This window comes from Neisseria sp. HMSC070A01 (assembly GCF_001810165.1).
Taxonomy (GTDB): domain Bacteria; phylum Pseudomonadota; class Gammaproteobacteria; order Burkholderiales; family Neisseriaceae; genus Neisseria.
This window is the reverse complement of the sequence record NZ_KV800119.1, coordinates 151850-176568: the sequence shown is the minus strand read 5'-3', so window position 1 is coordinate 176568 and position 24719 is coordinate 151850. Positions and strand designations below refer to the sequence as shown.

The window sequence follows — 24719 nt, the reverse complement described above, 5'->3', positions numbered from 1 at the left end:
CCTTTTGTTACAATAAGCCTTTTCCTTATCCACCTTTTCCCATGTCCCAACGCAAAATCATCCATATCGATATGGACGCATTCTACGCCTCGGTAGAACTGCGCGAGCAGCCGCACTTGAAAGGGCTGCCCGTCGTTGTGGCGTGGGACGGTACGCGGTCGGTCATTTGTGCCGCTTCTTATGAAGCGCGCAAATTCGGTTTGCACTCGGCCATGTCGGTAGCGACGGCGAAAAGGCTGTGTCCGCAGGCGGTGTTTGTACCGCCGCATTTCGATTTGTACCGCCAAGTGTCGGCGCAGATTCATGCCGTGTTTCGGCGTTATACCGATTTGATCGAGCCTTTGTCTTTGGACGAAGCTTATTTGGATGTTACTCAAAATTTTAAAAATATCCCGTACGCCAGCGAGGTGGCCAAACGCATTCGCGCCGAAATTTTTGAAGAAACCGGTTTGACTGCTTCCGCAGGCATCGCGCCCAATAAGTTTTTGGCTAAAATCGCGTCCGACTGGCGCAAGCCAAACGGACAGTTTGTGCTGCCGCCGCCCAAAATCATGGCGTTTTTGGAGAGCCTGCCGTTGGGTAAGATTCCCGGTGTCGGCAAAGTTACGCTGAAAAAGATGAACGCCCTCGGTATGCAGACTGCCGGCGATTTGCGCCGTTTTGAGCGCGGCGAACTTTTAAACCATTTCGGCCGCTACGGCTACCGCCTTTATGATTTGGCACGCGGTATCGACGAGCGGCCGGTCAAAGCCGAACGCGAACGCCTGCAAATCTCAACCGAAATCACTTTGCCCGAAGATTTGTCTCTGGCGCAGGCTTCAAGCCATTTGCCGCACCTTGCCGAAGATCTCTGGCGACAAATCGAACGCAAAAACGTCGAAGCCAAAGGCGTTACCCTCAAACTCAAAACCCACGATTTCCGCATTATCACGCGTTCGCTGACGTATTCTTCCGTCCTTCCCGACAGTGCCTCGCTGCTTCAGGCGGCGCATACTTTGCTGCAACGCATACCGCCGCAACGCGAAGACGCCTTCCGCCTGATCGGCATCGGCGTGAGTCATTTGCTGCCGAAAAACCAGCAGCAGACGCTTTGGTTATAAAGAAATAGAAAAGCATTCTTTCCGTTTGAAGATAGGGCGCAGGACAATATCGTTCCATAACCATATCGACAGCCGTTTCAACAGGCCGTCTGAAAATTATTAGGAACAACCAGCCATGTCTTTATTCCGTCCTCAATTTTGGAAAATTCCCGAAACCAATGATGCCGAACGCCGCCGCCTGCCTGAGTTGGTGGCTGCTTTGGAGCGCCGTTTGCAAGACATTGCCGCGCGCTATCCGCAAGCCGTGTTCGCATCCAGCCTTGCGGTTGAAGATATGGTTATTACCGATGCCGTTTGCCGTCTTAAACTGCCCATCCGCATCATTACGCTCAATACGGGCAAACTCAATCCCGAAACCGCCGCGCTGATTGCCGAAACCAATGCGCGTTATCAAACCGAATTGGAAGTGTTTTATCCCAACCGGCAAACCGCCGATGAATTTGAAGCTGAATTCGGCACGACCGCCATGTACGACAGCGTCGAGTTGCGCCGCCGTTGCTGCCATATCCGCAAAATCGAACCGCTCAACCGCGCTTTGCACAACGCCCCCGCATGGCTGACCGGACAACGCCGCAGCCAGTCCGAAACGCGCAGCGAATTGAATTTTGAAGAGCAGGATACAGGCCGCAACATCGCCAAATTCAATCCTATTTTCGATTGGGAAGAGCAGGATGTTTGGGCATATGCGCACGAGCACCAAGTTCCGCTCAATGCGCTGTATCATCAGGGCTATCCCAGCATCGGGTGCGAACCCTGCACGCGTCCGGTCAAGCTGGGCGAAAATATCCGCGCCGGACGATGGTGGTGGGAAAGCAAAGACAGTAAGGAATGCGGTTTGCACAAATAATCAAAGGCCGTCTGAAAACGTTTCAGACGGCCTTTTTGACGGCTTAACAAGCTGATTTATCAAGCATTTGTTTTTCGCTCGACAAAAGTGGAAAGCAGGGCGGTATCGATGTCCCATTTCCAAATGCCTCGATCCGAGCCGTCCATGCCGCGCAGGAAGAGGTAGCGGATGGTGATTTTGGGCAAGGGCTTGCCGCGCAGGGCATAGTAGCGCGCGATGGCAACGGCGTAGATCAGGGCTTGCAGGTAGTAGTGATGATGTGCCACGGCTTCGTTCATCGCCTGTTGCGTGTACGCGCTTGCATCGTTGCCCAAATGGTTGGATTTGTAGTCGATTAAAACGACATGGCCGTCTGAATCTTGGCAAACCATATCGATAAAGCCGTTCAAATAGCCTTGTAAATCATGGAAATCAAGCAGTTGCGCGGCTTGGACGCATTCGGGTGGCAGGTTTGCTTCGCTTGAGGCAAACCAACGGCGTAAGTCGTCCAGTTTGAAATCGTCCATGTACAGGGTGAACCCCATTTCGGGCAGGCGTCGGCTCGGCGGAATCTGCGACAGGCTCTCGCCGATTAAAGGCGTCAGGCGGCAGGTGTCGAGCATGGTACTTACCGTCGGCAGCCATTTGTCTTCAAAGCTGTGGCGTTGTAAAACTTCGGCAATCATTTCGGATTGGCTCTCGGCAGAGGCGGCGAAGTCGAGTTTTTCCAGCATTTCATGCAAACATACGCCGGCATTGGTGCCGCGGGGGAAATGATGGATATCGAGGCCGTCTGAAAGCGGGGACGGCAGGTTTTCAGACGGCATGGCACGGTCTGCACTTTCTGCCGGGTCGATGGCAGGTTGCAAAGGCTCGTGTTGCTCGTCGCTTGACTTGGTGTGCCGGCTCAAACCGGTAAAGCTGGTGTGGCGGATAAAGTCAAAATTGCGGCGTTTAATGCTCTGTGCATTCAAAGCTTGGTCTTGTTGGCGGCTGTATTGATAGATGGTTTCTGGCGGGGCTTCTTCCGTAAAGGTGAATTCCGTATTTTCGGGTGCATTTTTGATAAAGCGTTGCCAGTTGGTTTTGAGCATTTCTACAACATCTGTCGCGCTTTGATAGCTTTGGCTGACGCTTTCGCGGCCGGCCTCTGGCAAACCTTCGAGCAGATAGGCAAAAGGATTGTTCGGCGTACAGTTTTTGTTGGCGGCAGCGTAGATGTTGAGCTGTTCTTCGGCGCGGGTAAGGGCGACATAAAGCAGGCGTAAATCTTCCGCTGTCTTTTCGTCGGCCAGATGGCTTAGTTCCGCTTCCGAGGTTTGCGATTTGGCCAGCAGCTCGGTTTCGTGGTTGTCCGTATGTAGGATTTTCCAGTTTTCTTTGGAATTGTCTTTGGTATCCCACGCGAAGGGGCAGTAAACCAAAGGGTATTGCAAACCTTTCGACGCGTGCATGGTAACGATTTTGACCAATTTTTCGTCGCTTTCAAGACGGATGGTTTGCGCGTCTGACGGGAAATGGCCGCTGCGCGCGCGGCTGATTTGTTCGTTTAACCATTTATGCAGGGCGGCAGGGTTGCGGCTTTGGCTGTCTTCTTCGGCCAAAAGCTCCAAAATTTGGTAGTAGTTGGTCAGGCTGCGTTCGTTGCCGCCCTTGAGCAGGCGTGTTTCGATGTCATGTCGGGCGGCAAACTGATGCACGGCGGCAAAAATGCCGCCTTTCCGCCATTTTTCCATGGCCTCGGCTGACGACTCCAGCCATTTCAGCAGCTGATGTTCGTTGTGGTTGAGTTCGTAAATCTCTTTGGCGGTATAGCCGAACAAAACGCCGGTCAAGACAAAGCGCAGCCAGTCGGTCTGCCTTGGGTTGAGCCAAAAGCCGATCAGCGCGGACAGCGAGTCTGCCTCGGCGGAATCGAAAACGGACTGGCGCGACAGCAACACGCTTTGGATACGGCGCTGTTTCAGTTTACCGGCAATCATCGCCGCTTCGTTGTTGGTACGCACCAAGACGGCAATGTCGCCGGATTCCAACGCGCGGCCTTTGAAATTCAGACGGCCTTCGGCTGCTTCATTGAGCGCAAAGGCAATTTCATCGGCGCAATATTCGGCGGCTCGGCTGCGCAAAATCTCTTTGCCGGTTTGATCGTCCGTATTGAGCCAGCGCACTTGGATGGCGGGGCGGTGTGGCGACAGCCGGCTTTCGGCGCGGCTGGCGGAGACCTCGCTGTAATCGATGTTTTCCAACACGAAGGGGTGTTTTTTTTGTTTGAACAAGGCGCTGATGCCGTTGATCAGCTTGGCATGGCTGCGGTAGTTGACGGCGAGGGTGTAATGCCTGTCCGCATCTTGCGCGGCTTGCAGATAGGCGTAAATGTCCGCACCGCGAAAGCTGTAAATCGCCTGTTTGGGGTCGCCAACGAGAAACAGCGGGCAGCCTTGTTCGATAAAAATTTGGCGGAAAATTTCGTACTGCAATGGGTCGGTATCTTGGAATTCGTCAATCAGCGCGATTTCCCAGTTTGCCGCCGCCGCTTTTGCCAATGCGTTGCCGTGTTCATTGGTGGTCAATGCCTGATGGACGTCCAGTAGCAAATCGTCAAACACGCGCTCGCGGCGTGATTTTTTTTGTTCGGCAATAGATTGGTTGATGTAGGAAAGGAGGTCGAGTTGCAGGCAGATAAAGACCGCTTCTTCCGCGCTTTCCATTGCCTGCAAATCACGACCGAGATTGGCCAAGGCTTGCAGCTGAATAATTTCCGGAGCATCGGCATCGGCTTTATATTCTTTTTTCAGTTTGCTGTTGAGTGTGTCGACACTGAAATGGTTTAATTTTTCCAGCGTTTTTTTGTTCAGGCGGGGCAGACGGTTGGATTCGGCGTTTGTTTTTAAATCGGCAAAAACATTTTCAAAGGTATTTCTTTTGTAGGTCTGGCCGTTCAGTTTGGGAAAAATTGCCCAAAACGCTTTTTCCAAGTCTTCCAACTGGACGCAAATTTTTTGCCATGTTTCTTGAAGCTTGGCTTGAGCTTCTTGCAAATCGCCTTCAGGCCGTCTGAATTTCAGATAGGGGCGGCCGGTGTAGCTTTTAATTTCGGCAAGCATTTCTTCGGGCGTGCATTTCCGGTCAAAAACCAATTGTGCCAATGTGGCATCGGTTGCCACTTTCTGCCGCCAAAAGTCTTGCGCAGGAATCAGCAGCCTCTCGCGCGAGTCGTCCGACAGCTCGACATCCAAAGGCGCGCCGCACAAAAACGCGTAATCGCGCAAGACGCGCTGACAGAAGCCGTGGATGGTGTAAATCGAGGCGTTGTCAAACTGGCTCAGTGCTGCTTTGAGGCGGAGAATCAGGCGATGGCAGCTTTCCTGTCCGTCTTGCTCGCCTAAAGCCAAAGGAATCAAGCGATTGAGAAAGTCATCGGGGGATTTTTTCTCTTTTTCGTAATATTTGTTCAGGCCGTCTGAAATATGTTCCGGCTTGCCGTCCAAGGTTTGGATTTCGTTCAAAACCTGCAACACTTCGTCCAAACGCGCGCGCAAACGGGTTTTCAGTTCTGCCGTTGCCGCTTTGGTAAAGGTAACGACCAGAATTTTCTCGATGTCTTTTTTTTCTAAAACAATCAGTCGGGTAAAGAGCGCGGCAATGCCGTAGGTTTTACCCGTACCGGCGGAGGCTTCGATGAGGTTGGTGCCGTCGATGGAAAGGGTGAGCGCGTCAAAAGGAAGGGCGGAAGACATGGTTGGAACGGAATAATATTAGCGAGGCATTATCATAACAGAGATAGTGTGTGGTTTTGCATCAATGATAAAAATGCCGTCTGAAAACTTTCTGTTTTCAGACGGCATGTCTTAATGGCTATTCAAATGACTTCAATAGCGCATCTTAGTAACGCAAACGGCGTTTGGCGTAGCTTGGTTGGCGAGGACGATAGGTATAACGGTTCGCCGCAGAAGCTTTAGTGTTGTCATAGTAGTGCACAACATTATTACCGTTGATGGCCGTATTGTTGACGCTCAAACCGGTTGGAGAGCCGGTAGTAATAACGACATTGTCGCTTTGGATGACATTTGCCGTATTGGTTACGTTGGCGTCGTTTTTACCTTTGGCGTTGATGCCGCCGTTTGGTTTGCCTGAAGCGTAGCTGCCGTTGACATTGACGGTCAGATTTTTTTCGTTAACGCTGCTGATCGCGCCGGAAGTATTGACTTTGTTGCCTTCTACTTCAACGGAGTTGTTGGATACCAAGTTGGTACCGTGCAGGTTGACGTCGCCGTTGTTGGCATTGATTTTAATATCGTTGCCGGCCGCTACATTCGCGCCTGTGGCGGTAGAAGAAGCGTTATCGGTTTTGTTGACGCCGACAGAGCCGTTGACGTGAGGAACGGCAACACCGGTTTCAACATTGATTGTCGCACCAGCGCCGATACCGACATTAACGGCTGTACCTTGGTTGGAGGCAGTATTGGCTGACTCGGTGAAGGTTACGCCGTTGCCTGCGGTAATGTTGACGTTGTTGTTGGCAGTAATGTTGGATGCGATTTCAGCAGAGTCTTTGGCGTTGATGACAACATTGGTCGCATTCATATCGCCTTTGACGGCGGTAGATTCTTTTTTGTTTTCATCAGCGTAGTTGACGTTCAGGTTGGCATTCACATCAACGTTTGAACCGTCTTTGGTGTATGCGCCGACAGTCAAAGACGCGCCGCCTTGTTTGCTGCTGCTGTTGCTGGTGTTGTGGGCGGCAGTGTTGTGGTATGAACCTGCGTCAATGTTGATCGCACCGGTCACATCGTATTTTGTACCTTCATCAGACACTTTGTCATTTGCCAAAACGATGGCATTGCCTGCGTTGATGGTGGTGACGGTTGCAGTGGATTCATTGTGGGTCGAAGAATTGCCTTGACCTTGTGCAGTGATTTCACCGCCGATGCCTTTGTTGGTGCTGATGCCGGCAGAAACGACCAAACCGCCGCCGTTTTGTTTCACATCGGATTTCGCACCGCTGTGTGCCGCTGCATGGGTAACGTTTTTGGCAGACTCAATCACATTGCCGGTCGCATTAATCACGGTACCTTCTTGATTAATATTGCCGTTGGCAGTGATGGTGGTGTTGCCGCCGGTGTTGATGTTGGATACATGAGATGTGTCCGTTACGGTTGTTGCATCCGTTTTGGTGCTGGTAATGCCGACAGATACGCCGACGCCTGCGGCGTTATTTTTTCCGTATGCGGTGGCAGATACGCCCAAATCGGTTACGCGGCCGGATTCGGTCACTGTGCTGCTGCCTTTGGAGGCAACAACATTGACGTCATTGGCTGCGGAAATGTTAACGGATTCTTCGCCGTTGACTTGGCTGCCGCTGACGGTAACGTTTGAGTTGGAAGACAACTGGGTGTTTTTACCGGTCAAAATGCTGCCGCTCAGGCCGACAGAATGGGTGTCGGTGTGGGTATCGGTGAATTTGATACCGGCTTTGGCAGTCACGCTGCCGTTTTCTTTATTGGTTTCGGTACCCGAGTAGCCTTTGATGGAATACTCGTTGACCTGTTTGTTTTCTACCGCTTTGGCGGCATCGATGGTCAAATCGCCTGCGGAAGCCAGTTGCAGTTTTTGTGCCGCAAACAATGCAGAGCCGATCACATTGATGTCTTTGTTGGAAACAACGGTCAGGTCGGCATTGGAAACCAGGGTAGAACCGGTTACTTTTTCAATGCTGCTGTTGCTGCTGGTTTTGGAGGTCGTGATATTGAAAATCGTACCTTTACGCGCGCTTTGTGCGGAAGTATCGGTGCTGGTGGCGTTTTTAATATCAACATTGCCTGCTTTGGAGCTGACGAATGTACCGGCTTGGCCTTCAACGGTACTGCCGTAAACGTTGACGCCGTTTTTTGCACCCAAGACTACGTTTGAGTTGGCAGTAATGCTGCTGCCGTGCAGGTTTTCGGTACGGTTGTTTTGAACTTGGCTTTCACCGCCGAACAGGCCGCCCCAGTATTTTTTCTGGTCGTCAAGGCTGTTGGTGTTGATGGTGGTTTGCGTACCCAAGTTGATGTTGTTGACATCGGTAACGACATTGCCGTTTGCCGCGATGCTTGCGCCGTAAGTGCTCAAATCGCCTTCGGAAATCAAACCGATATCACCGGCTGCGGAAATTTTGGTTTGATGGGCGGTAGAGTTTTTGGAAGATTTGGTAGCGATACCGGTTTTCAGCGCGGCAGTTTCGTTTTTGAAGCTGACATAAGTCGAGCTGCTGTCGGTTTCGCTGTTGCTGCTCAATACGATTCCTTGTTGGGCGGCAATGCGAGCATCAGCAGCCGAGTTCAGTTCGGTAGCATCCAATTGAACTTTGCCGGTGGTGGCAATATTGACAGAACCGGCATTGATTTTGGTTTGATGCAGGCTTTCGTCAGCAGAAGAGCTCAGGTTGTTGTTGTACCAAAGGCCTTTGCTTTGAGTATGGTCGGATTCTATGCGGTTGGTTGTTTTTACCGCGTTAGAATTGATGTTGCCTGTGGCAGATGCGGTCAGCGCACCGGCATTGATGTTGGCTGCGCTAAGGTTGAGGCTGCCGCTGTTGTTCAGAGTCAATGACTCGGATGCATTGATATTGCTGGCGGTAAAGTTTTCCGTTTTGTTGCGGTTTGAACGGAAGTGCTGAACATTTTGCGCTTCTTTGCCGCTGGAAGATTTATTAGCGGAATGGCTGGTAACCGTGCCTTTGATGTCGGTATCGCGGGCAAATAATTCCATTTGTGCGCTGGTCAGATTGGCGGACTGGATGCTCAGGTTGCCTTTGCTGTCGATATTCAGGTAGCGGGTGCCGGTAATGGCGGCGTTTTGAATGTTTTGTTTGGCGCGTTTGTCGGTCGCGTGGATGCGGATGGTACCGGCGCGCATACTGCCGAAGATATGGCCGTCAAGAACCGGCGCATTTGAAGCTGCGTCCAAGGCTTCGATTTGTGCGGTTTTGTAGTCGAAGTTGCTTTTGCCTGAAGAAACGTTGATGGCGTCGGCGGCATTGACGTTGGCTGATTTGCCGACCACAACTTGTGGCGCGAGCAGGTCAACTACGCGGTTGCCGCTCAAATTACCGTTTACTTGCAGTTGTTTGCCATTGTCGCTGATATTGAAAGATTTCAACGTGCCGTCTGAAACGGTTGGCGTACCGACAACCAAGGATGCGCGGTTGGCATTCAGGATGCTGCCGCCGTTGTGGGTAATGCCGTTAGGGTTTGCCAAAACATAGTCTGCGGCAATACCGAAGATCTCTTGCTGACCCAAGATCAGGGAAGGGTTTTTGCTGACTACTTCGTTCAAGATCACAGATGCGGCCTGACCTTGGAAGTTTTTGTTGGCAGACAGGTTTCCGGCCAGTTGGGATTTACCGGCAGACAGGGCGTTATTCAAAACGGCACCGTGTTGGGAAACGTTGTACTTGTTGTATTGGTTGTGAGAAAGACCTTGGGCCGTCGGTGCGGCAATGTTGACGATGTCGACATTGTTTTGCTGCTGTACCGAAGTTTGGCCGATGGCTTCGATATTGGCGGCTACCGCTGCATTTCCCAGGAATGCAAAGCACACGGCGACAGTCACTTTGCCGGAAGCTGAGAGCTTAGGCTGATATAAAGTGTCGATTTTCATGGATTTTAATCCTTATTTATCGTGATGGAGAGTGAATCAGAAATCCCATATCGGGTATCGGATTTCTGTTGAGAAAACTTTTGAATGTATTAACATTGGTATGGAAATTTTTACAATCATACCACCAGTATGACCTTGTGTGCACTATTTCAAATGCAAATAAAATCCGCTCATCCTATTGATATTAATGGGAAATTAATAACGCTAAGATGAGCGGTTTATATATTGGATAAAAGGATATATATTTACATAATTTTAAAATGGAATGCGTAAAGAAACGGTTACATGATCCTGTTTTTCGCTGTTTGATTGGTTGGGCATGCGCGCAAAACCTTTGCCGTAGTCGGCAGAAAGCTGCCATTTGTCCGCCTTGCCCAAATTCAAACCTGCCACTAAGCCCATGGCGCGTTGCGAACCTTCGTGATGATTTTTGGCAACGCCGATGTCTGCGCCCAGATAAGGTTCGATATAGATGCCGTGAGGCGTATTACGGCGGAAATAAACGGTATTGCTCAACAGGACTGCGCTGCTTGCGCTCAAAGAAGTCGAACGGAAACCGCGTACATTTTGATAACCGACGATGTCCATTTCTTTGGCGGCAAACAAATCATGCGGGCTATATTGGGCATCGATTTGGTGATGGTTGCGCACGATCCATTTGCCCAATGGGCGGTTTTGAATCAAATTGCTTTGCAAGGATACAGAGGTATAGTGTTTGTCGAACGGTGTGTGTTCGGTATTTTTCGCAAACCCTTGTTCCACGCCGATATTGTTGAGCCAAATGCCGTTTGGCAGGATGGCCGTGTGCGACAGGCCGACTTGTGCCGAATAGATTTCCGGACTTTGCAATTCCAGTTTGCTGTCGGCAAATTTTGCAGTCTGTTTCACATAATCGATACCGGCATAGGCGGAGGTAATGTGTTTTTGACTGCGTGAGAATACGCGGTCTGCTTTGATTCCTGCCGCTTTGGATTTGGAGCGGTAAGCATAGCGCGTTACGCTGGGCGTTAGGATGCTTTGCGATTGCGACGCGGCAGCGTAAGTGCTGAATGTCCATGCGCCATAAGGAACTTGGTAGAACAGGCTGCCGCCGCGACTGTAATGGCTGTCGTGGTTGTTTAGATTGGTGTAGCCGTTTAGATAAAGGGAGTCGCTCAATCCCAACGGGCTGCCGATATTCAGGCTGCCGCGCAGTGTCGTGGTATTGGGTTTGCTGCCTTTATTGTCGAAGGTGATGCTGCCGCCCCAATGTTTTTCGGCATCGTTGTTGAGTTGGATGGAGGCGGTGCCGTCATCATGCGGATAAACATCGATGCTGACGTTGTTGCCGGCAACATGGTTTGCCTGTTCGATACCTTGGTCGAGGTATTGGATGTTCAGCGGTTTGCCTTGATGATTGGGGAAGAGGGTGTCGACGTTGACTGTACGGGAGCCGCCGGTAATCTCACGGATTTTGCCTTCGATGACGGCCAATTTCAAAACACGCGCGGGCGTGGTTTCAAATTTGATTTGCGTGTGCGGATAGCCTTGAGCGATATACTCGGCAACGATGTCTCGGTTCAGTTGGTTGATGTTGTTTTGATTGATGCATTTGGGGAGCTTGGCTTCAATCTTTTTGGAATCGATGAGCGTAATGCCGGAAAGTTCGATACCGGTGTAATCCAAGCATTCGGTATTGTTTTCAGACGGCCCTTCTTGTGCAACCGCGTCGTTATCTTGTTTTTTCTGTAAATCCCATGCCGACTGCTCGCGTTTTTGGATTTCGACCGAATGAATCTGGTCGAGGTTATCGCGGAAGTCTTTGTCGAATTGGTTGGATACGTTTTTATCGATTTGATCAGGCGGATTTGGCGTATTGGCCGCATAGGCGTTCAGAGCGGAGAGAATCAATACGGGCAGGGGAAGGAGGCGGGGTTTATACATGGTGTCGTAATTTTATAGGGATAATGATCGGGTTTATTTTATCGAAAATAGCTGTCTGGGGCGTATCGGTTTTTATCGTTGTCTGCAATCAGGGTTTATGAAGCAATAATGGAATCAATTTCTATGATGATACCATAAAAATATTAATGGGATTTAAATAACAAAAACCTGCCTTTGAAAAGGCAGGTTTTTTCAGACGGCCTTTGAGCCGTTAAAGATTTTGCAAACGCTCGACAGAAGGCGCGTAATAGTAGGCGCCTGATACGGCTTTAGACAAATATTTCAGCAGTAAGTCGGTTTTACCATCTGCATCGCCGAACATATTGAGCAGTTGGATTTCAATATTGTGCAGCGTGTTGCAATAGGAAGTGAACATCAAACCATGTTCGCCGCTGATTTTGCCGAAGGGCAAGCTGCGGCGGACGATTTTCAAACCAACGCCGTTTTCTTTGACATTGACGCGGCCGAGATGTGAGTCGGGCAGGCGCACGTCTTTGCTGAATTCGTCATTGGCTTCTTTGCTGCGGCCAACGCTGGCTTCTTGTTCGGCAGTAGGAACAGCATCCCATTTTTTCAAATCGTGCAGGTATTTTTGCAGCAAAACATAGCTGCCGCCGGCATCAGGCTTGCCTTCGGGAATAATGGCAACATTGCGTACATTGTCATCGCCCTGCGGATTTTCCGTGCCATCGACAAAACCGTCCAAGCCGCGGTCTTCATACAGGCGCAGGCCGTGTTCTTCAGTGGCTACGCGGATGCTGTCGCCGAATGCACTTAATACGGATTGTGCCAAGGCATAGGCGGCTTTTTGCTCGGTGGCTTGGATGTGGATATAGAGGTCGTGTTGGGTGGAAGGGGCGAGGCCGTTGCCCAATTCAGGGAAAGGTTTGATTTCGCTGCCTTCGTCAGTATGGCCGAACGATTGCCATGCGCGGCTGCCGAAGGCAATGGTCAAACCCAAAATATCATTTGGAAAACGGGTTTTCAGTTTGGCCAAGGATTCCAAAGAAAGGCGGCAGGCAGATTTGATGTCTTCGTTGCGGCCGTCTGAAATATCTGCTTCGATAAAAATACCGGCTTGTGCGTGATCAGGAATAATAGCTGATTGAGGGTGGCTCATGATGATTCCTTTCAAAATATTATGGGTTTTTACGCGGGGGATTATACACTGAAAGTTTCAGACGGCCTAAAATCTGCCTTTTGATTTTTTAGGGCGGAAAGGCATGTTTGGCAAGATGTTTTTTGTGAGCGTCATTCTGTTGCAAGTGTTTACATTCGGGCTTGGGCGTTCGCTGCAATGGCTGTTTGCGCCTTGGATCGGCAAAGTCGGCAGACGTTGGTTGATGGGTATTTCCTATTTCATTACAAACGGCTTGTTGGTCGGCTTGCTGCTGGAATTGGGACATATGATGTTCCGCGTGGTGGCGTTTTGGATGGTGATCTTGCTGTTTGTGATGTATGCCGCGTTGGCGACATTTATCCTGTATCTTTTGCTGCGCCGTTTTATGGCGCGCCAACCGCTTTCTCGAAGCCTGAGGCTGTTTGCGCCTTTGTTTGTGATCGGTTTGCTCGGTTTGGGGATGTATAACGCCTATACGCCCGTGATCCGCCATCAGACTGTATTCATCAATAAGAAGATGGATAAGCCGCTGCGTATCGGCGTGGCCAGCGATTTGCACTTGGGGATTTTGTTCGGCACGCGTCAATTGGACAAGCTGACCGACATTATGAAGCAGGAACAAGTCGACATGGTGTTGCTGCCGGGCGATTTGATGGACGATACCGTCGATGCGTACCTGAAAGAAAACATGAAACCGCATTTGCAGAAACTGACTGCGCCGATGGGCGTTTATGCCACTTTGGGCAATCATGATTGGTTCCGTGATCAGAAACGCATCAAACATGAATTGGAAGCGGCAGGTTTGACGGTTTTGGCCAATCAGGTTTTGGAAGTGAATGGTGTGTTGCTGGTGGGGCGGAGCGATGATTTGGATCACAAACGCCCCAGTGCGGAGCAGCTTTTAGAAGGTCAAAATACCCAATTACCGGTTTTACTGATGGACCACCGTCCTACTTCAATCGAAACCCATGCCCGGCTGCCGATTGATGTGCAGGTTTCCGGCCATGTCCACAACGGCCAAGTCGCACCCGCCAACCTTATCGTCCGTACGCTTTATCGTCTTGCTTACGGCTATGAGGCAATCGGTAACGGCCATTTCTTCACCACTTCGGGCTACGGCTTCTGGGGCATTCCCCTTCGTTTGGGTTCTCAATCAGAAGTGTGGGTGATTGACATCAAGTCAAAGCATTGAAATAGAAATATAAACTTCAGGCCGTCTGAATTTCAGACGGCCTTTTTTATGAAAATTGGGAAAAATATTGAAATTGGATTATAATCGATGTAAATAAAATCAGCCACCGATATGAGTGGCATCATAACTAGGGAACTCACTATGGGCATTATCAGTCTTGCACTTATCTTTGTATCAATCGCCGCCGTCTTATTGTATTTCAAACAACAGTTGAAAGACCGCAAAAAAGACTGTCGCGAATCCTTTGTCTCTTTGCGCATTGCGCTCGACTGCCGACATCAGGCCGTCCGTCATGTATTGGATGCATACAGCAAACACCTGCAAGAGCAGGGCATTGCATCGGATCAAAACGTTCAGCAGATGTGCGTCGAAGTTGAAACCGCATTGGCGCAAACTGCCAAAACATTTTCCGAATCCAAAATCAAACATCTGTGCGAAACCGAAACAGCATTGAATCATGCGCTGAAAAAATTACAAACCGCCGTCAACAGCCTTTTGAAACAACATCCTGATGAGAAATTGGCCGGTTTGATGGAAATGCTGGGTGCCGCAGAAGCAGAAGTCGCATCGGCACGCCGTGCTTACAACCGTAGAGCCGGAAGCTACAATCATCATTTGAACAAATTGCCCAACCGTCTTGTCGCCAAGCCATTGGGTTTTGACAAGCAGGCAAGTTTGGTTCGTTTTACGGAAAACCAAACGCAACGAATGAGCAGCAATATGTTGGTTTAAAAATTAAGCAGTTTATTGAATAAGCCATAAACAAAGGCCGTCTGAGATATGAATTTCAGACGGCCTTTTTTGTATTGTTAATGAAAAATACTTAGGCGTTGGCCAATTTATTGGGCAAAGCGGATCAGGCTGTCGGCAAGCTTATCGGCTGCAGTTTCATAGCCTTGTGCGGAGAAGTGAACGCCGTCTTTGGCTGCCAAGCCTTGCGCCATCCAGTTTTTCATGCTGCATGCTCCGCCCATTGCATCTTGCCAAGACCAGAACATGATTTTTTCGTCACGGGCAACGCGTTGCTGCATTTGTTGTACTTCGCTGAGTAAGACCGGACGGTTGCCACAGCTGCCGTAGGCGGTTTTCAAAGATTCCGGAGCACCGAGGATCAGGATACCTGCGTTGGGCAGGGTGTTTTTGATTTGACGGATGTAATTGCGCCATGTCCGCTCGGTAGAGGAAATATCGAGGTTGCCGGAAAAGGCTTCATTGGTACCGTAGGCAAGGATGATTAAATCGGCTTTGGTTTGTGCCAAATCTTCCCACATACCCGGCCGCCATTTTGACCATTGGGATAACTGCGCGCCGTTGATGCCCATGGCGGAAACGGTTACGCCGCGTCCGGGGCGTTCGATATTAATGAAACCGATTTGCCAAGGCATACTGCTGCTGAGGGTCATCGGCAGGGAAGCATTGGTACGTATCAGTTGCCAACCGTTTTGTGTGGCAGGGATTTCGCGGCCGTTGACGGTCAGGGTTTGCTCGGACCAAACCGGTTTGCCGAAGATAGAGATTTGTTGCATATCCATGCTGCCGTCGGCTGCGCTTAAGGTAACGCTGCCGCCATCGGCGCGCGCTTCAATACCGCCGAAAGAAAAATCGCTGTGTGATTTGCGGCTGCTGATGGTGTTCCAACCGCTGCTGTTGTAACGGACGGTTGCCATACGCTGGCCTTTGACGGTGTTGGGATAAACCCAACCGATGCCGCCGTTGCCCCATTGTTGTTGCAAACGGCGGCGCAGGCGGTCGGTGAAATAGTCGCCGGCGGTGTGGGAGTCGCCGACTTGGATAATGCGGAATTTGCCGTCTGAAGTATGGTTGAGCTGTTGCAGTTTATTCAGCCAGGCAGGGCGGTTGGAGCCGTAGTTGCTTAACAGACCGTCATTGGTTGCGCAGGCGGTAATAGGGAGTGCGAGAAGCGTGAGGAGTAAGGTTTTATTCAATTTCATGGTTGTGTATCGTGTGTAAAATTAATTTTTTCCATAATTTTTCCGGCCAGTAGTTTTTGGCCTTCTGCGGAAAAGTGAATGCCGTCCTTGCTGCGGTAACGGATGATTTTTCCATCTACTTTGACAGAGTCGGCATATTCTTCTGCGCCATTGCTCAACAGTTTGTCGGTCGGCAACCAAATGGCTTGAGGCGACACCGTACCCGACAGGATTTTGTCGAGGTAGCGCATCTGTTCGTTGAGCTTGGCTTTTTTCATGTAAGGAATGCCCAGCCAAATGACTTGGACATCATGTGTAGAGGCTGCATCAAGAATACGGCGGACGCGGCTGAGGTATTCTGCCTCCCATTCGGGGGAGGCGAACTTCAGATATTTTTTACCCATCGGGAAATCCCAAGGGTCGTTGGGGCCTAAGAATACAACCAAAACGCGGATATCGGGTTCTTTTTGCAAAGTTTGTTCGATGGTTTTCGGCCAGTCGAAGAAATTTGGGTAGGACAAGCCGGTGCTTTGCTTACTGAGGTTGACCGATTGTACGCCATATTCTTGCTTGAGGTGTTTTTGTACGAAAGGTGCAACGCCCTGCATCAGCGAGTCGCCGGCAAAGAAAACTTTATTGCCTTTTTTCAACACAACCTGTGGTGCCGACTGATCAGCCTGATTGCTTGGCTCGCTGGCTGTGGTATCCGTATTATTAGTCGCATCGGAAGCAGCAGAGTCTTTTTGATTGTCGGATACTTCAATGTTTTCCGTATTTTCAGACGGCCTTGTTGTTTCAATGCCAGAGTCTTCCGAAGCTGAAGCGTCTTCTGCTTCCAGCGAAGCTTTCAGGCCGTCTGAAAATTCGTAGGCTTTTTGTTGCCAATCTGCACCGATACGCCACCAAGTGTATTCGGATAAAGGCTCAAGCGGGCTGTTTTCATGATAGGTCTGCTGCCAATAGGCATTGATGGAGTTTTGGGCAAACCACGTCAACGCAACCGCACTGAGCAGAATCGAAACAAACAGGGAGATAAAGCGTTTCATGTTCTGCTCCTTAGAAGTTGGCGTAAATAAAGCCGGGAATGCCGGACGGGGCGAGGACGATAATCAGGGCGAGGATAAGCGTGATAGGGATAAACCACAGCCATGCAGGCAGTTTGTCCAAGCCTTTTACCGATGCTTCAAATAAGCGAAGCAAATACGGGTACAGCAAAAGCATCAGTGCAAAGGCACCCAGCAACATGAGGTCGGTCGGCAGAGGCGCGTTCCAACCTTTATCATTGGCAAATAAGGCGCTGAACAGCATTTCCGTATCGGCAAGCGTTGCGCTGTTGAACACGACAAACGCGAAACAAACGAAATGGAAGGTAAACAGCCAGGCGAGCGGTTTGCCGATTTTCAGACGGCCTAAGGCATTGCGGCCGACGATTTTGTCGCCGCAGTTAAGCAATACCAAGGCCGCACCGTGCAGCGCGCCCCAAATCAAAAAGCTCCAGCCGTAGCCATGCCAAATGCCGGAAAGCAACATGGCAATCATCAGATTGAGCTGGGTGCGTCCGAAGCCTTTTTTGCTGCCGCCCAAAGGGATATAGATATAGTCGCGAATCCAAGTGGACAGGCTGATGTGCCATCTGTCCCAGAAGTCGCGGATGTTGATGGCACGAAGCGGCGCGGCGAAGTTTTTCGGCAGCTGGAAGCCGAGCAGCATGGCCAAGCCGATGACCAAATCCGAATAGCCGGAAAAGTCGAAAAAGAGTTGGAAGGTGTAGCCATAAATTGCAGACAACACGCCCCAGCCGTCGAACTGAGCCGGATTTTCAAAAACAGGCGATACCCAGCCTTCCGCCAATACGCCGGCAAGCCACCATTTTTTGGCAATGCCCAACACAATCAGGCCGACCGCCAACGCCGGATAAATCAGTTGGCGTGCTTGTTTGGTGCGGATTTGCGCCAATGCGCCCGCTTGTTCGCCGTCTATGCTTTTAAAAGCGGCCGCACGGATAATCGGGCCGGATGTGATGGTGGGGAAGAAGCTCAGATGCAGTAGGAGCTCGTGCCATTCAAAATGGTCTCCTTTAGGCTCGCGGTAGCAATACACCAAGTAAGCCAGCGATTGGAAGGTGTAATAAGACAAGCCCAGAGGCAAAATAATGTCGATGACGGCGCTTTGTCCTGTATATTGCTGAATAATCGGGCGGAAAAAGTCGAAATATTTGAAGAAACACAAAACAGTCAATGCCGCTGAAATACCGCAACCCAGCCAAAATTTGCGGATATTCTCGTTTTCAGAAAACATCAGCACGCTGATCAGGTAAACCACAGACGAGTAAACCAAAATCAGCGCGGCAAAAATGGGGTCGATACGGTAAAGCCAGCCCAGCCCGGCAACCAAAAGTAAAACGTTTTGAACTTGCGGCAAACGTGCAAATGCCCAGTACAAGGGCAAAAATACGATAAAGAATACCGCAAATTCAATAGACAGCAACGGCATGACAATTCCTTGATGTGTTTAAACTTTCAAACTTTTCGATTGATTGTTATTTTTTGGCATTAAGTTTGGCTCGGATAATTTCGACTACCGCAGGTAAAATCGAAATCACGATGATTGCCGCCATGACTAAGCCCAGATTGTTTTTGACGACGGGGATATTGGCGAAGAAGTAGCCTGCATAGGAAAACAACAATACCCACAACACTGCGCCGATAATGTTGTAACGGATAAACGTTGCGTAGTGCATATCGCCCATACCGGCGACAAATGGCGCAAACGTCCGCACAATCGGTACAAAGCGCGCAATGATGATGGTTTTGCCGCCGTGTTTTTCATAGAACGCATGGGTTTTTTCCAAATACGAACGGCGGAAAATTTTGGAATCAGGATTGGCAAACAGTTTTTGTCCAAAATACTTGCCAATCATAAAGTTGGCCGCATCGCCTAAAATGGCAGCCGCTAACAGCAGCAATACCATGACGTGGATGTTCATGCCGCCGATGGCCGCGATACCGCCGGCAGCAAACAGCAGCGAGTCGCCGGGTAAAAACGGCGTTACGACCAAACCGGTTTCGCAGAAAATCACAACAAACAAAATCGCGTAAATCCACGGGCCGTATTGGGCGGAGAGGTGGACAAGGTGTTGGTCGATATGGAGGATGAAATCGATAATGGTAGAAATCACTAGGGTTCCCAAATAAAAAGGCCGTCTGAAAAAGAACAGACAAATGTTTCGGCGAGAAGTTCGACATTGTAAAACCAAAGCGGAATAAAACCAATGCCGTAAGCTGTTTAGAAGTGCAGATATGTTGCAGGTATAGGCTTCAGACGGCCTTTATCCTTGATGGTGGACGGCAAAACAACGTAAAATAAAGCCGATTTCAACCTAACCGGTGCGCCTTTGTGAACCAGCTCATCTTCGATTTTGCCAGCCATGATTATCCCGGCTTCGACAAATTTCTGGGAACAGAAAATGCCGAGCTGGTGTATGTGTTGCAGCACAAACATGGGCAATTTATCTATGTTTGGGGAGAAGAGGGCGCAGGCAAAAGCCATCTCTTGCAGGCATGGGTCGCCCAGGCGCTCGATGCCGGACGAAATGCCCTCTATATTGACGCCGCCGCCACGCCGCTGACAGAAGCCGCGTTGGATGCAGAATATCTTGCCATTGACCAAATCGAAAAGCTTAATAATGAAGAACAGGCTTTACTATTTGCCATCTTCAACCGCTTCCGCAACAGCGGCAAAGGTTTTTTGCTTTTGAGTTCCGAATATACGCCGCAGCAGCTCGTTATCCGTGAAGACTTGCGCACACGCATGGCGTATTGCCTGGTTTACGAAGTCAAACCGCTGACCGACCGGGAAAAAATCGATGCGCTCGTCAGCATGGCGGCTGCCCGTCAGGTAACCATCGATCCGGAAATCTTCGAATACCTGCTGAACCATTGGCGGCGCGATATGGACAGTCTGATGCAAATGCTCGATACCCTCGACAACTATGCCGTTATGATGGGCAAGCGCATTACTTTGCCGCTTTTGCGCCAGCTTTTAAAACAACAGGAAACCCAATGAAAAACCTTGCCATTTTCGACCTCGACAATACCTTGATCAATACCGATTCGGATCACTCCTGGCCGCAATACCTGATTAAAAAAGGCATAGTCGATGCGGCTGAAACCGAGGCGCAAAATGAAAAGTTTTACCAAGACTATCAAAACGGTTGTCTTGATATTGATGCCTTCCTTAAATTCCATCTCGCGCCTTTGGCTCGTTTCAGCAAGGAAGAATTGGCTGAGTTTCATCGCGAGTTTATGGCCGAGTATATTGTTCCGTATATTTCCCCGATGCAGCGTATGCTGGTGCAAAGCCATCAAATGGCGGGCGACGAAATGTTGGTTATTTCTTCGACCAACGAATTCATCATTACCCCGATCTGCCATCTTTTCGGTATTCACAACGTTATCGGCACGCAGCTTGAAACCGGCGAAGACGGCCGATATACCGGCAACTATGTCGGTACGCCCAGCCTGAAAGAAGGCAAAATTACCCGATTGAACCAATGGCTTGCCGAGCGCGGCGAGACCTTTGAAAGCTACGGCAAGGTTTATTTTTACAGCGACTCCAAAAACGATTTGCCGTTGCTGCGTATTGTGGACGAACCTGTCGCCGTCAATCCGGATGCCGAGCTGGAAAAAGAAGCCAAAGCAAAAGGTTGGCCGATTTTGAATTTCAAATAACGATCAATCAGGCCGTCTGAAATATTTAAACCTAACCACAACCCTAATAAGGACTAAAACATGAAAACGACTAAACTCCTCGCCTCAGCCCTGTTGTTTGCCGCTGTATTCGGTACTGCACAAGCAGCCGATACCGAAACTCTGGAAGCCATGAAAGCGCAAAACGGCAGCGTTAAAACCGTTTTGATGGATGTTTTCACGACTCCTGCCGGCAACGTTGACCGCGTGAATATCATTCAATCCAGCGGCAATCCTGAAATGGACGAACGCGCAGTGAAAAGCGTTTCCAAATATCCTTATCCGAAACGCAAAACCGCATCTAAATACCAACACACCGTTACTTTTGAAACCAATGTTGAAGTAATCAACAACTGATTCGGACGCAAGGCCGTCTGAAAAACAGAAGGCGTTTTGATTGGGAAACCCCCTCTCAAAACGCCGTTTTATTCGTTAAACAAGTATAACCAAAATTGCCGTAAAACCACACGCTCCGGTGCTATACTAAAACAAATAAACCGCTTCATCACACATCATGTCTCCCCGTCCAGTTACCATTACTTCTTACAATATGCACAAAGGCATGTCTGCGCTCAACCGCAAAGTGCAGGTCAACCGCATGGCTGACGCGCTGGGTGCATTGGGTTCGGACGTTTTGTTTTTACAAGAAGTCCAAGGACAACATCTCAACAGAAGCCGCCGTACCGACTTTCCCGATGCGCCGCATTACGACATCATCGGCGACAGCCTCGATTATCATCGCAGCTACGGCAAAAATGCCGTCTATCCCAAACGACACCACGGCAACGCCATTCTCAGCCGCCTGCCGCTGAAAACGGAAAACAACCTCAACATCAGTGTCAACAAACTTGAACAACGCGGCCTGTTGCATTGCGAGGTCGTACCCGAAGGTTGGGAAGATCCGCTGGTGTGTCTGTGTGTCCACCTCAATCTGCGCGAGCCAGACCGCCTCAAACAATACCGCGCCATCAGCGACTATGTCGACCGCCACATCAACCCTGACAGCCCCTTGATTATTGCCGGCGATTTCAATGACTGGCGGCAAAAATCAGCACGTGAGCTGGGCAGGGCATTAGATTTGAACGAAGTATTCGTCGATAATACAGGCAAACGCCCCAAAACCTTCCCCTCGCGCCTGCCCATCCTCAGCCTTGACCGCATTTACACGCGCAACCTTGATGTCATCGATTCTGAAATTCACAACAGTAAAGACTGGCAGCATTTGTCAGATCATCTGCCGTTGAGTGTAACAGTTAGACCGCATCGTAAAATGGATATGAAGTCCGATAGAAAAATATAAGGTTGAAATCTTTCTTAAGCACCATTGGCAATGTATTGAAAGAAAAAGTGTTTTTCACTCAGATATTTGAGAAGAAAATAAGGCCGTCTGAAACGTTTCAGACGGCCTGTTTTAAGTTTATAAAAAAGCGCAAACCTTTTTAAATCAAAAGTTTGCGCTTTAAATCTGGTGGAGGCGGGGGGAATCGAACCCCCGTCCGAAAGTCCTCTACAGAGCGTTCTACATACTTAGTTGTGTCTATTTAGAATCTCGTCCCCATCATGCCGACCAACAGGCCTTCAGGGAACCAGTTACCTTAAATCTCGTTTCCTGCCAAGTAACCCGACAGAAAACCAGTCAATGTAGAATGACGTTGCGGTAGCTTGCGCTACACAGCCCATTGACCAACTGCTGCAACGGCAGGCCTTAAGCGGCCAGTGCGTAAGTTTCGTCGTTTGCGACTATTTTGATTCAGTGTTTAACGGGAAATCTGAGACCCCGGTATGCCCGCATCTGCTTTGCAACCCCCGTCGAAACCAAGATCGCCCCCAGATAGGAAGGGTTGATTATACGCATGTCGGCGGGCTTTGCCAAGTTGCTGTTCGATTAAAAAGGCCGTCTGAACAGCGGTTTGCTTTTTCAGACGGCCTCTTTGTTTAGGTTTATTGACGGTAGTTTTGCAGGAAGCGTTCGAGTTTGCCCATGGCCTCTTCAATTTGATGAACGGGCGGCAGGGTAACGATACGGAAGTGGTCGGGGCGTATCCAGTTGAAGCCTGTGCCTTGGACGAACAGGACTTTTTCACGTACGAGTAAGTCGTAGATGAATTTCATGTCGTCGTGGATGCTGTACATTTCGGTATCGATTTTGGGGAACATATACAATGCACCCATGGGTTTGACGCAGGATATGCCCGGAATCTGGTTGACCAGTTCCCATGCTTTGTTGCGTTGCTCGAGCAGGCGGCCGCCTGGGAGGAGGAATTCGTTGATGCTTTGGTATCCGCCTAAGGCCGTCTGAATGGCGTGTTGCATGGGTGTGGTGGCACAAAGGCGCATAGACGAGAGCATGTCCAAGCCTTCGATATAGCCTTTTGCATGATGTTTCGGGCCGTTGAGTATCATCCAGCCTTGACGGAATCCGGCAACGCGGTAGGCTTTCGAGAGGCCGTTGAATGTCACGGTCAGGAGGTCGGGGGCAAGCGCGGCGATATGGTGGTGTACTGCGTCGTCGTAGAGGATTTTGTCGTAAATTTCGTCGGCAAAAATAATCAGGCCGTGTTTGCGTGCCAATTCGGCGATTTCGAGCAGGATTTCTTTGCTGTACACCGCGCCTGTCGGGTTGTTGGGGTTGATGACGACGATGGCTTTGGTTTTAGGCGTAATTTTGGCTTCCATGTCGGCCAGGTTGGGGAACCAGTTATTTTCTTCGTCGCATAGATAATGGCGGACGGTGCCGCCTGCCAGTGTTGCGGCGGCGGTCCACAAAGGATAGTCCGGTGCGGGAATCAGGATTTCGTCGCCGTCGTTGAGCAGCGCCTGCATGGACATGGTAATCAATTCGGAGACGCCGTTGCCGATGTAAACGTCGTTGACGGTAACGTCGAGCAGTCCTTTGGTTTGGTAGTAGTGGACGATGGCTTTGCGTGCGGAATAAAGGCCTTTGGAGTCGCAATAGCCTTGTGAAGTCGGCAGGTTGCGGATGACGTCAACCAAGATTTCGTCAGGCGCTTCAAAGCCGAACGGAGCCGGATTGCCGATATTGAGCTTGAGGATTTTGTTGCCTTCTTCTTCCAGTTGCAGGGCTTTTTTGTGAACCGGGCCGCGGATGTCGTAGCAAACGTGGTCCAGTTTGGATGATTTGGGGAATTTCTCCATGATGTGTGTTCCGTAAAATTGTTAACAATGGGATAAATGTACTCTTTTTGCGGGTAAATTAAAAGGGCTTCAGACGGCCAAGGCTTACTTATTGCGCGCTTCGGCACGGCGAACCGTCACGCTTTTGCCGCCTATGCCCCAGTTGTCCATATCGATTTCGTCGATGACGACGACGGTTGTCTCAGGGTTTTTGTTGAGAACGCGTGAGAGTAATTCGGTGACGCCGCGGATTAATTCGGCTTTTTGCTCTGCACTCGGGGCTTCGCTGCCGCCGGTTACTTTGATATTGACGTAGGGCATGGCTTTTTCCTTTTAAAATAGCGTTCACATGTTATCTTATTTTTATTAGGCCGTCTGAAATTTAATTGCAGGATTTTTCATTGATCATGCCTGCTTTTACAAAGAATTAAGTTTTTTGGAATGGATTGTTTTTACAATGCAGTTTTATTTTGTATGGATATCGTTATGAACCGTTTTCTCCAAACTTTGATTGTGGCTGCTCCGATGGTGATTGCCGCGCCTTATGTGGCGGCGGAAACGCATCCGGCGCAAAAGCAGATGCAGCAGAACATTGATGCCGTGTTGAAAATCGCACGCAATACGTCTTTGACAGAGGCGCAACGTGTGAAACAGGTTGAGCAGTATGCCAACCGTTATTTGGATTATGAGCGTATTTCGGCTTTGGCGGTCGGTGCGCCATGGCGTGAATTTTCTGCCAAGCAGAAAACCGATTTTATCCGTGCATTCAAAGACATGGTCATTGCGATGTACTCGCATTCCGCGTTAATTGGTGCGGCGGATGCAAATGTGCGCCTGTTGCCAAAGATGACGGCAAACGGCAATAAGTTTGACGTTTTCTCAGAAATTCAAACCAAAAAAGGTACGAAGTATGAAGTGGCTTACCAACTTTACCAAAGCGGCGGCGTGTATAAGATTTACAACATCCGCGTGGACGGTACCAGCTTGGTAACGGTATACCGCAACCAATTTGGCGAGCTGATTAAGAGCAAAGGCATTGACGGTACGATTGCGACTGTCGCTGCCAAGGGATTGAAGAAACAATAAGGCAGATTGATAAAAAG

General features: G+C 49.8%; 19 protein-coding genes and 1 other RNA gene. 9 read left to right on the top strand and 11 right to left on the bottom strand.

From position 1 onward, the window contains the following. The first annotated feature begins 41 nt into the window (after positions 1-41). Positions 42-1100: a DNA polymerase IV gene (dinB, locus tag HMPREF2711_RS02065; RefSeq protein ID WP_003747190.1), complete on the top strand. Its 1059-nt coding sequence runs from the start codon at positions 42-44 to the stop codon at positions 1098-1100. A 115-nt stretch (positions 1101-1215) separates the two neighbouring features. Continuing rightward, positions 1216-1947: a phosphoadenylyl-sulfate reductase gene (locus tag HMPREF2711_RS02060; RefSeq protein ID WP_003747188.1), complete on the top strand. Its 732-nt coding sequence runs from the start codon at positions 1216-1218 to the stop codon at positions 1945-1947. Positions 1948-2006: 59 nt separating this feature from the next. Here HMPREF2711_RS02060 and recB read toward each other — a convergent pair whose 3' ends face one another. The 4 genes from recB to HMPREF2711_RS02040 all read right to left on the bottom strand — a co-directional run bounded on the left by recB (position 2007) and on the right by HMPREF2711_RS02040 (position 12610). Beyond that, the gene (recB, locus tag HMPREF2711_RS10990; protein ID WP_070615357.1) at positions 2007-5663 is read right to left on the bottom strand and encodes an exodeoxyribonuclease V subunit beta; all 3657 of its coding nucleotides are present in this window, start codon (positions 5661-5663) and stop codon (positions 2007-2009) included. A 145-nt stretch (positions 5664-5808) separates the two neighbouring features. Beyond that, complete coding sequence (locus tag HMPREF2711_RS02050) at positions 5809-9567, bottom strand: two-partner secretion domain-containing protein (RefSeq protein WP_003747182.1); 3759 nt, start codon at positions 9565-9567, stop codon at positions 5809-5811. Between the two features lie 255 nt (positions 9568-9822). Further along, positions 9823-11490 carry a ShlB/FhaC/HecB family hemolysin secretion/activation protein gene (locus tag HMPREF2711_RS02045; RefSeq protein ID WP_003747178.1) on the bottom strand — a complete coding sequence of 556 codons (1668 nt, stop codon included), beginning with the start codon at positions 11488-11490 and terminating at the stop codon, positions 9823-9825. 211 nt (positions 11491-11701) lie between these two features. Continuing rightward, positions 11702-12610 carry a Dyp-type peroxidase gene (locus HMPREF2711_RS02040; RefSeq protein ID WP_070615354.1) on the bottom strand — a complete coding sequence of 303 codons (909 nt, stop codon included), beginning with the start codon at positions 12608-12610 and terminating at the stop codon, positions 11702-11704. 103 nt (positions 12611-12713) lie between these two features. Here HMPREF2711_RS02040 and HMPREF2711_RS02035 point away from each other — a divergent pair, with 103 nt between their 5' ends. Together HMPREF2711_RS02035 and HMPREF2711_RS02030 are read left to right on the top strand one after the other, a co-directional pair. Further along, positions 12714-13802 carry a metallophosphoesterase gene (locus HMPREF2711_RS02035; protein WP_036493718.1) on the top strand — a complete coding sequence of 363 codons (1089 nt, stop codon included), beginning with the start codon at positions 12714-12716 and terminating at the stop codon, positions 13800-13802. 141 nt (positions 13803-13943) lie between these two features. Then, positions 13944-14534, top strand: a complete 591-nt coding sequence (locus tag HMPREF2711_RS02030) for a LemA family protein (RefSeq protein ID WP_003747173.1) — start codon at positions 13944-13946, stop codon at positions 14532-14534. Positions 14535-14641: 107 nt separating this feature from the next. Here the strand turns inward: HMPREF2711_RS02030 and HMPREF2711_RS02025 are convergent, their stop codons facing one another. The 4 genes from HMPREF2711_RS02025 to HMPREF2711_RS02010 are packed head-to-tail and all read right to left on the bottom strand — an operon-like array spanning position 14642 to position 18911. Next, complete coding sequence (locus HMPREF2711_RS02025; RefSeq protein WP_070615351.1) at positions 14642-15754, bottom strand: SGNH/GDSL hydrolase family protein; 1113 nt, start codon at positions 15752-15754, stop codon at positions 14642-14644. After that, positions 15751-16779 carry a peptidoglycan O-acetyltransferase PatB gene (gene patB, locus HMPREF2711_RS02020; protein ID WP_070615348.1) on the bottom strand — a complete coding sequence of 343 codons (1029 nt, stop codon included), beginning with the start codon at positions 16777-16779 and terminating at the stop codon, positions 15751-15753. Before patB ends, HMPREF2711_RS02025 begins: the two co-directional genes overlap by 4 nt. A 10-nt stretch (positions 16780-16789) precedes the next feature. Next, positions 16790-18226, bottom strand: a complete 1437-nt coding sequence (locus HMPREF2711_RS02015) for an MBOAT family O-acyltransferase (protein ID WP_003747167.1) — start codon at positions 18224-18226, stop codon at positions 16790-16792. A 46-nt stretch (positions 18227-18272) separates the two neighbouring features. Next, positions 18273-18911, bottom strand: a complete 639-nt coding sequence (locus HMPREF2711_RS02010; RefSeq protein ID WP_003747165.1) for a DedA family protein — start codon at positions 18909-18911, stop codon at positions 18273-18275. A gap of 218 nt (positions 18912-19129) precedes the next feature. Here HMPREF2711_RS02010 and hda point away from each other — a divergent pair, with 218 nt between their 5' ends. From hda to HMPREF2711_RS01990, 4 genes are all read left to right on the top strand, one after another. Continuing rightward, positions 19130-19798, top strand: coding sequence for a DnaA regulatory inactivator Hda (hda, locus tag HMPREF2711_RS02005; RefSeq protein WP_003682428.1), 669 nt, complete (start codon positions 19130-19132; stop codon positions 19796-19798). Next, positions 19795-20463: a histidinol-phosphatase gene (locus HMPREF2711_RS02000; protein WP_003747163.1), complete on the top strand. Its 669-nt coding sequence runs from the start codon at positions 19795-19797 to the stop codon at positions 20461-20463. The genes hda and HMPREF2711_RS02000 overlap by 4 nt, the downstream gene beginning before the upstream one ends. Positions 20464-20523: 60 nt before the next feature. Next, a complete protein-coding gene (locus HMPREF2711_RS01995; protein WP_003747161.1) occupies positions 20524-20838 on the top strand; it encodes a TonB family protein in 315 nt (104 codons plus the stop codon). Positions 20839-20995: 157 nt separating this feature from the next. Beyond that, positions 20996-21781: an endonuclease/exonuclease/phosphatase family protein gene (locus HMPREF2711_RS01990; protein WP_003747159.1), complete on the top strand. Its 786-nt coding sequence runs from the start codon at positions 20996-20998 to the stop codon at positions 21779-21781. A 166-nt stretch (positions 21782-21947) separates the two neighbouring features. Here the strand turns inward: HMPREF2711_RS01990 and ssrA are convergent. The 3 genes from ssrA to HMPREF2711_RS01975 all read right to left on the bottom strand — a co-directional run bounded on the left by ssrA (position 21948) and on the right by HMPREF2711_RS01975 (position 23937). Then, positions 21948-22310: a transfer-messenger RNA gene (gene ssrA, locus HMPREF2711_RS01985) on the bottom strand. Positions 22311-22422: 112 nt separating this feature from the next. Next, positions 22423-23637: a pyridoxal phosphate-dependent aminotransferase gene (locus HMPREF2711_RS01980; RefSeq protein ID WP_003747157.1), complete on the bottom strand. Its 1215-nt coding sequence runs from the start codon at positions 23635-23637 to the stop codon at positions 22423-22425. Between the two features lie 84 nt (positions 23638-23721). Continuing rightward, on the bottom strand, positions 23722-23937 hold the full coding sequence (locus HMPREF2711_RS01975) for a tautomerase family protein (RefSeq protein WP_003682441.1): 216 nt from the start codon (positions 23935-23937) through the stop codon (positions 23722-23724). A 165-nt stretch (positions 23938-24102) separates the two neighbouring features. Here HMPREF2711_RS01975 and HMPREF2711_RS01970 point away from each other — a divergent pair, with 165 nt between their 5' ends. After that, positions 24103-24702 (top strand): MlaC/ttg2D family ABC transporter substrate-binding protein, encoded by a 600-nt coding sequence (locus tag HMPREF2711_RS01970; RefSeq protein ID WP_003747155.1) that lies wholly within the window; start codon positions 24103-24105, stop codon positions 24700-24702. Positions 24703-24719 lie beyond the last annotated feature (17 nt).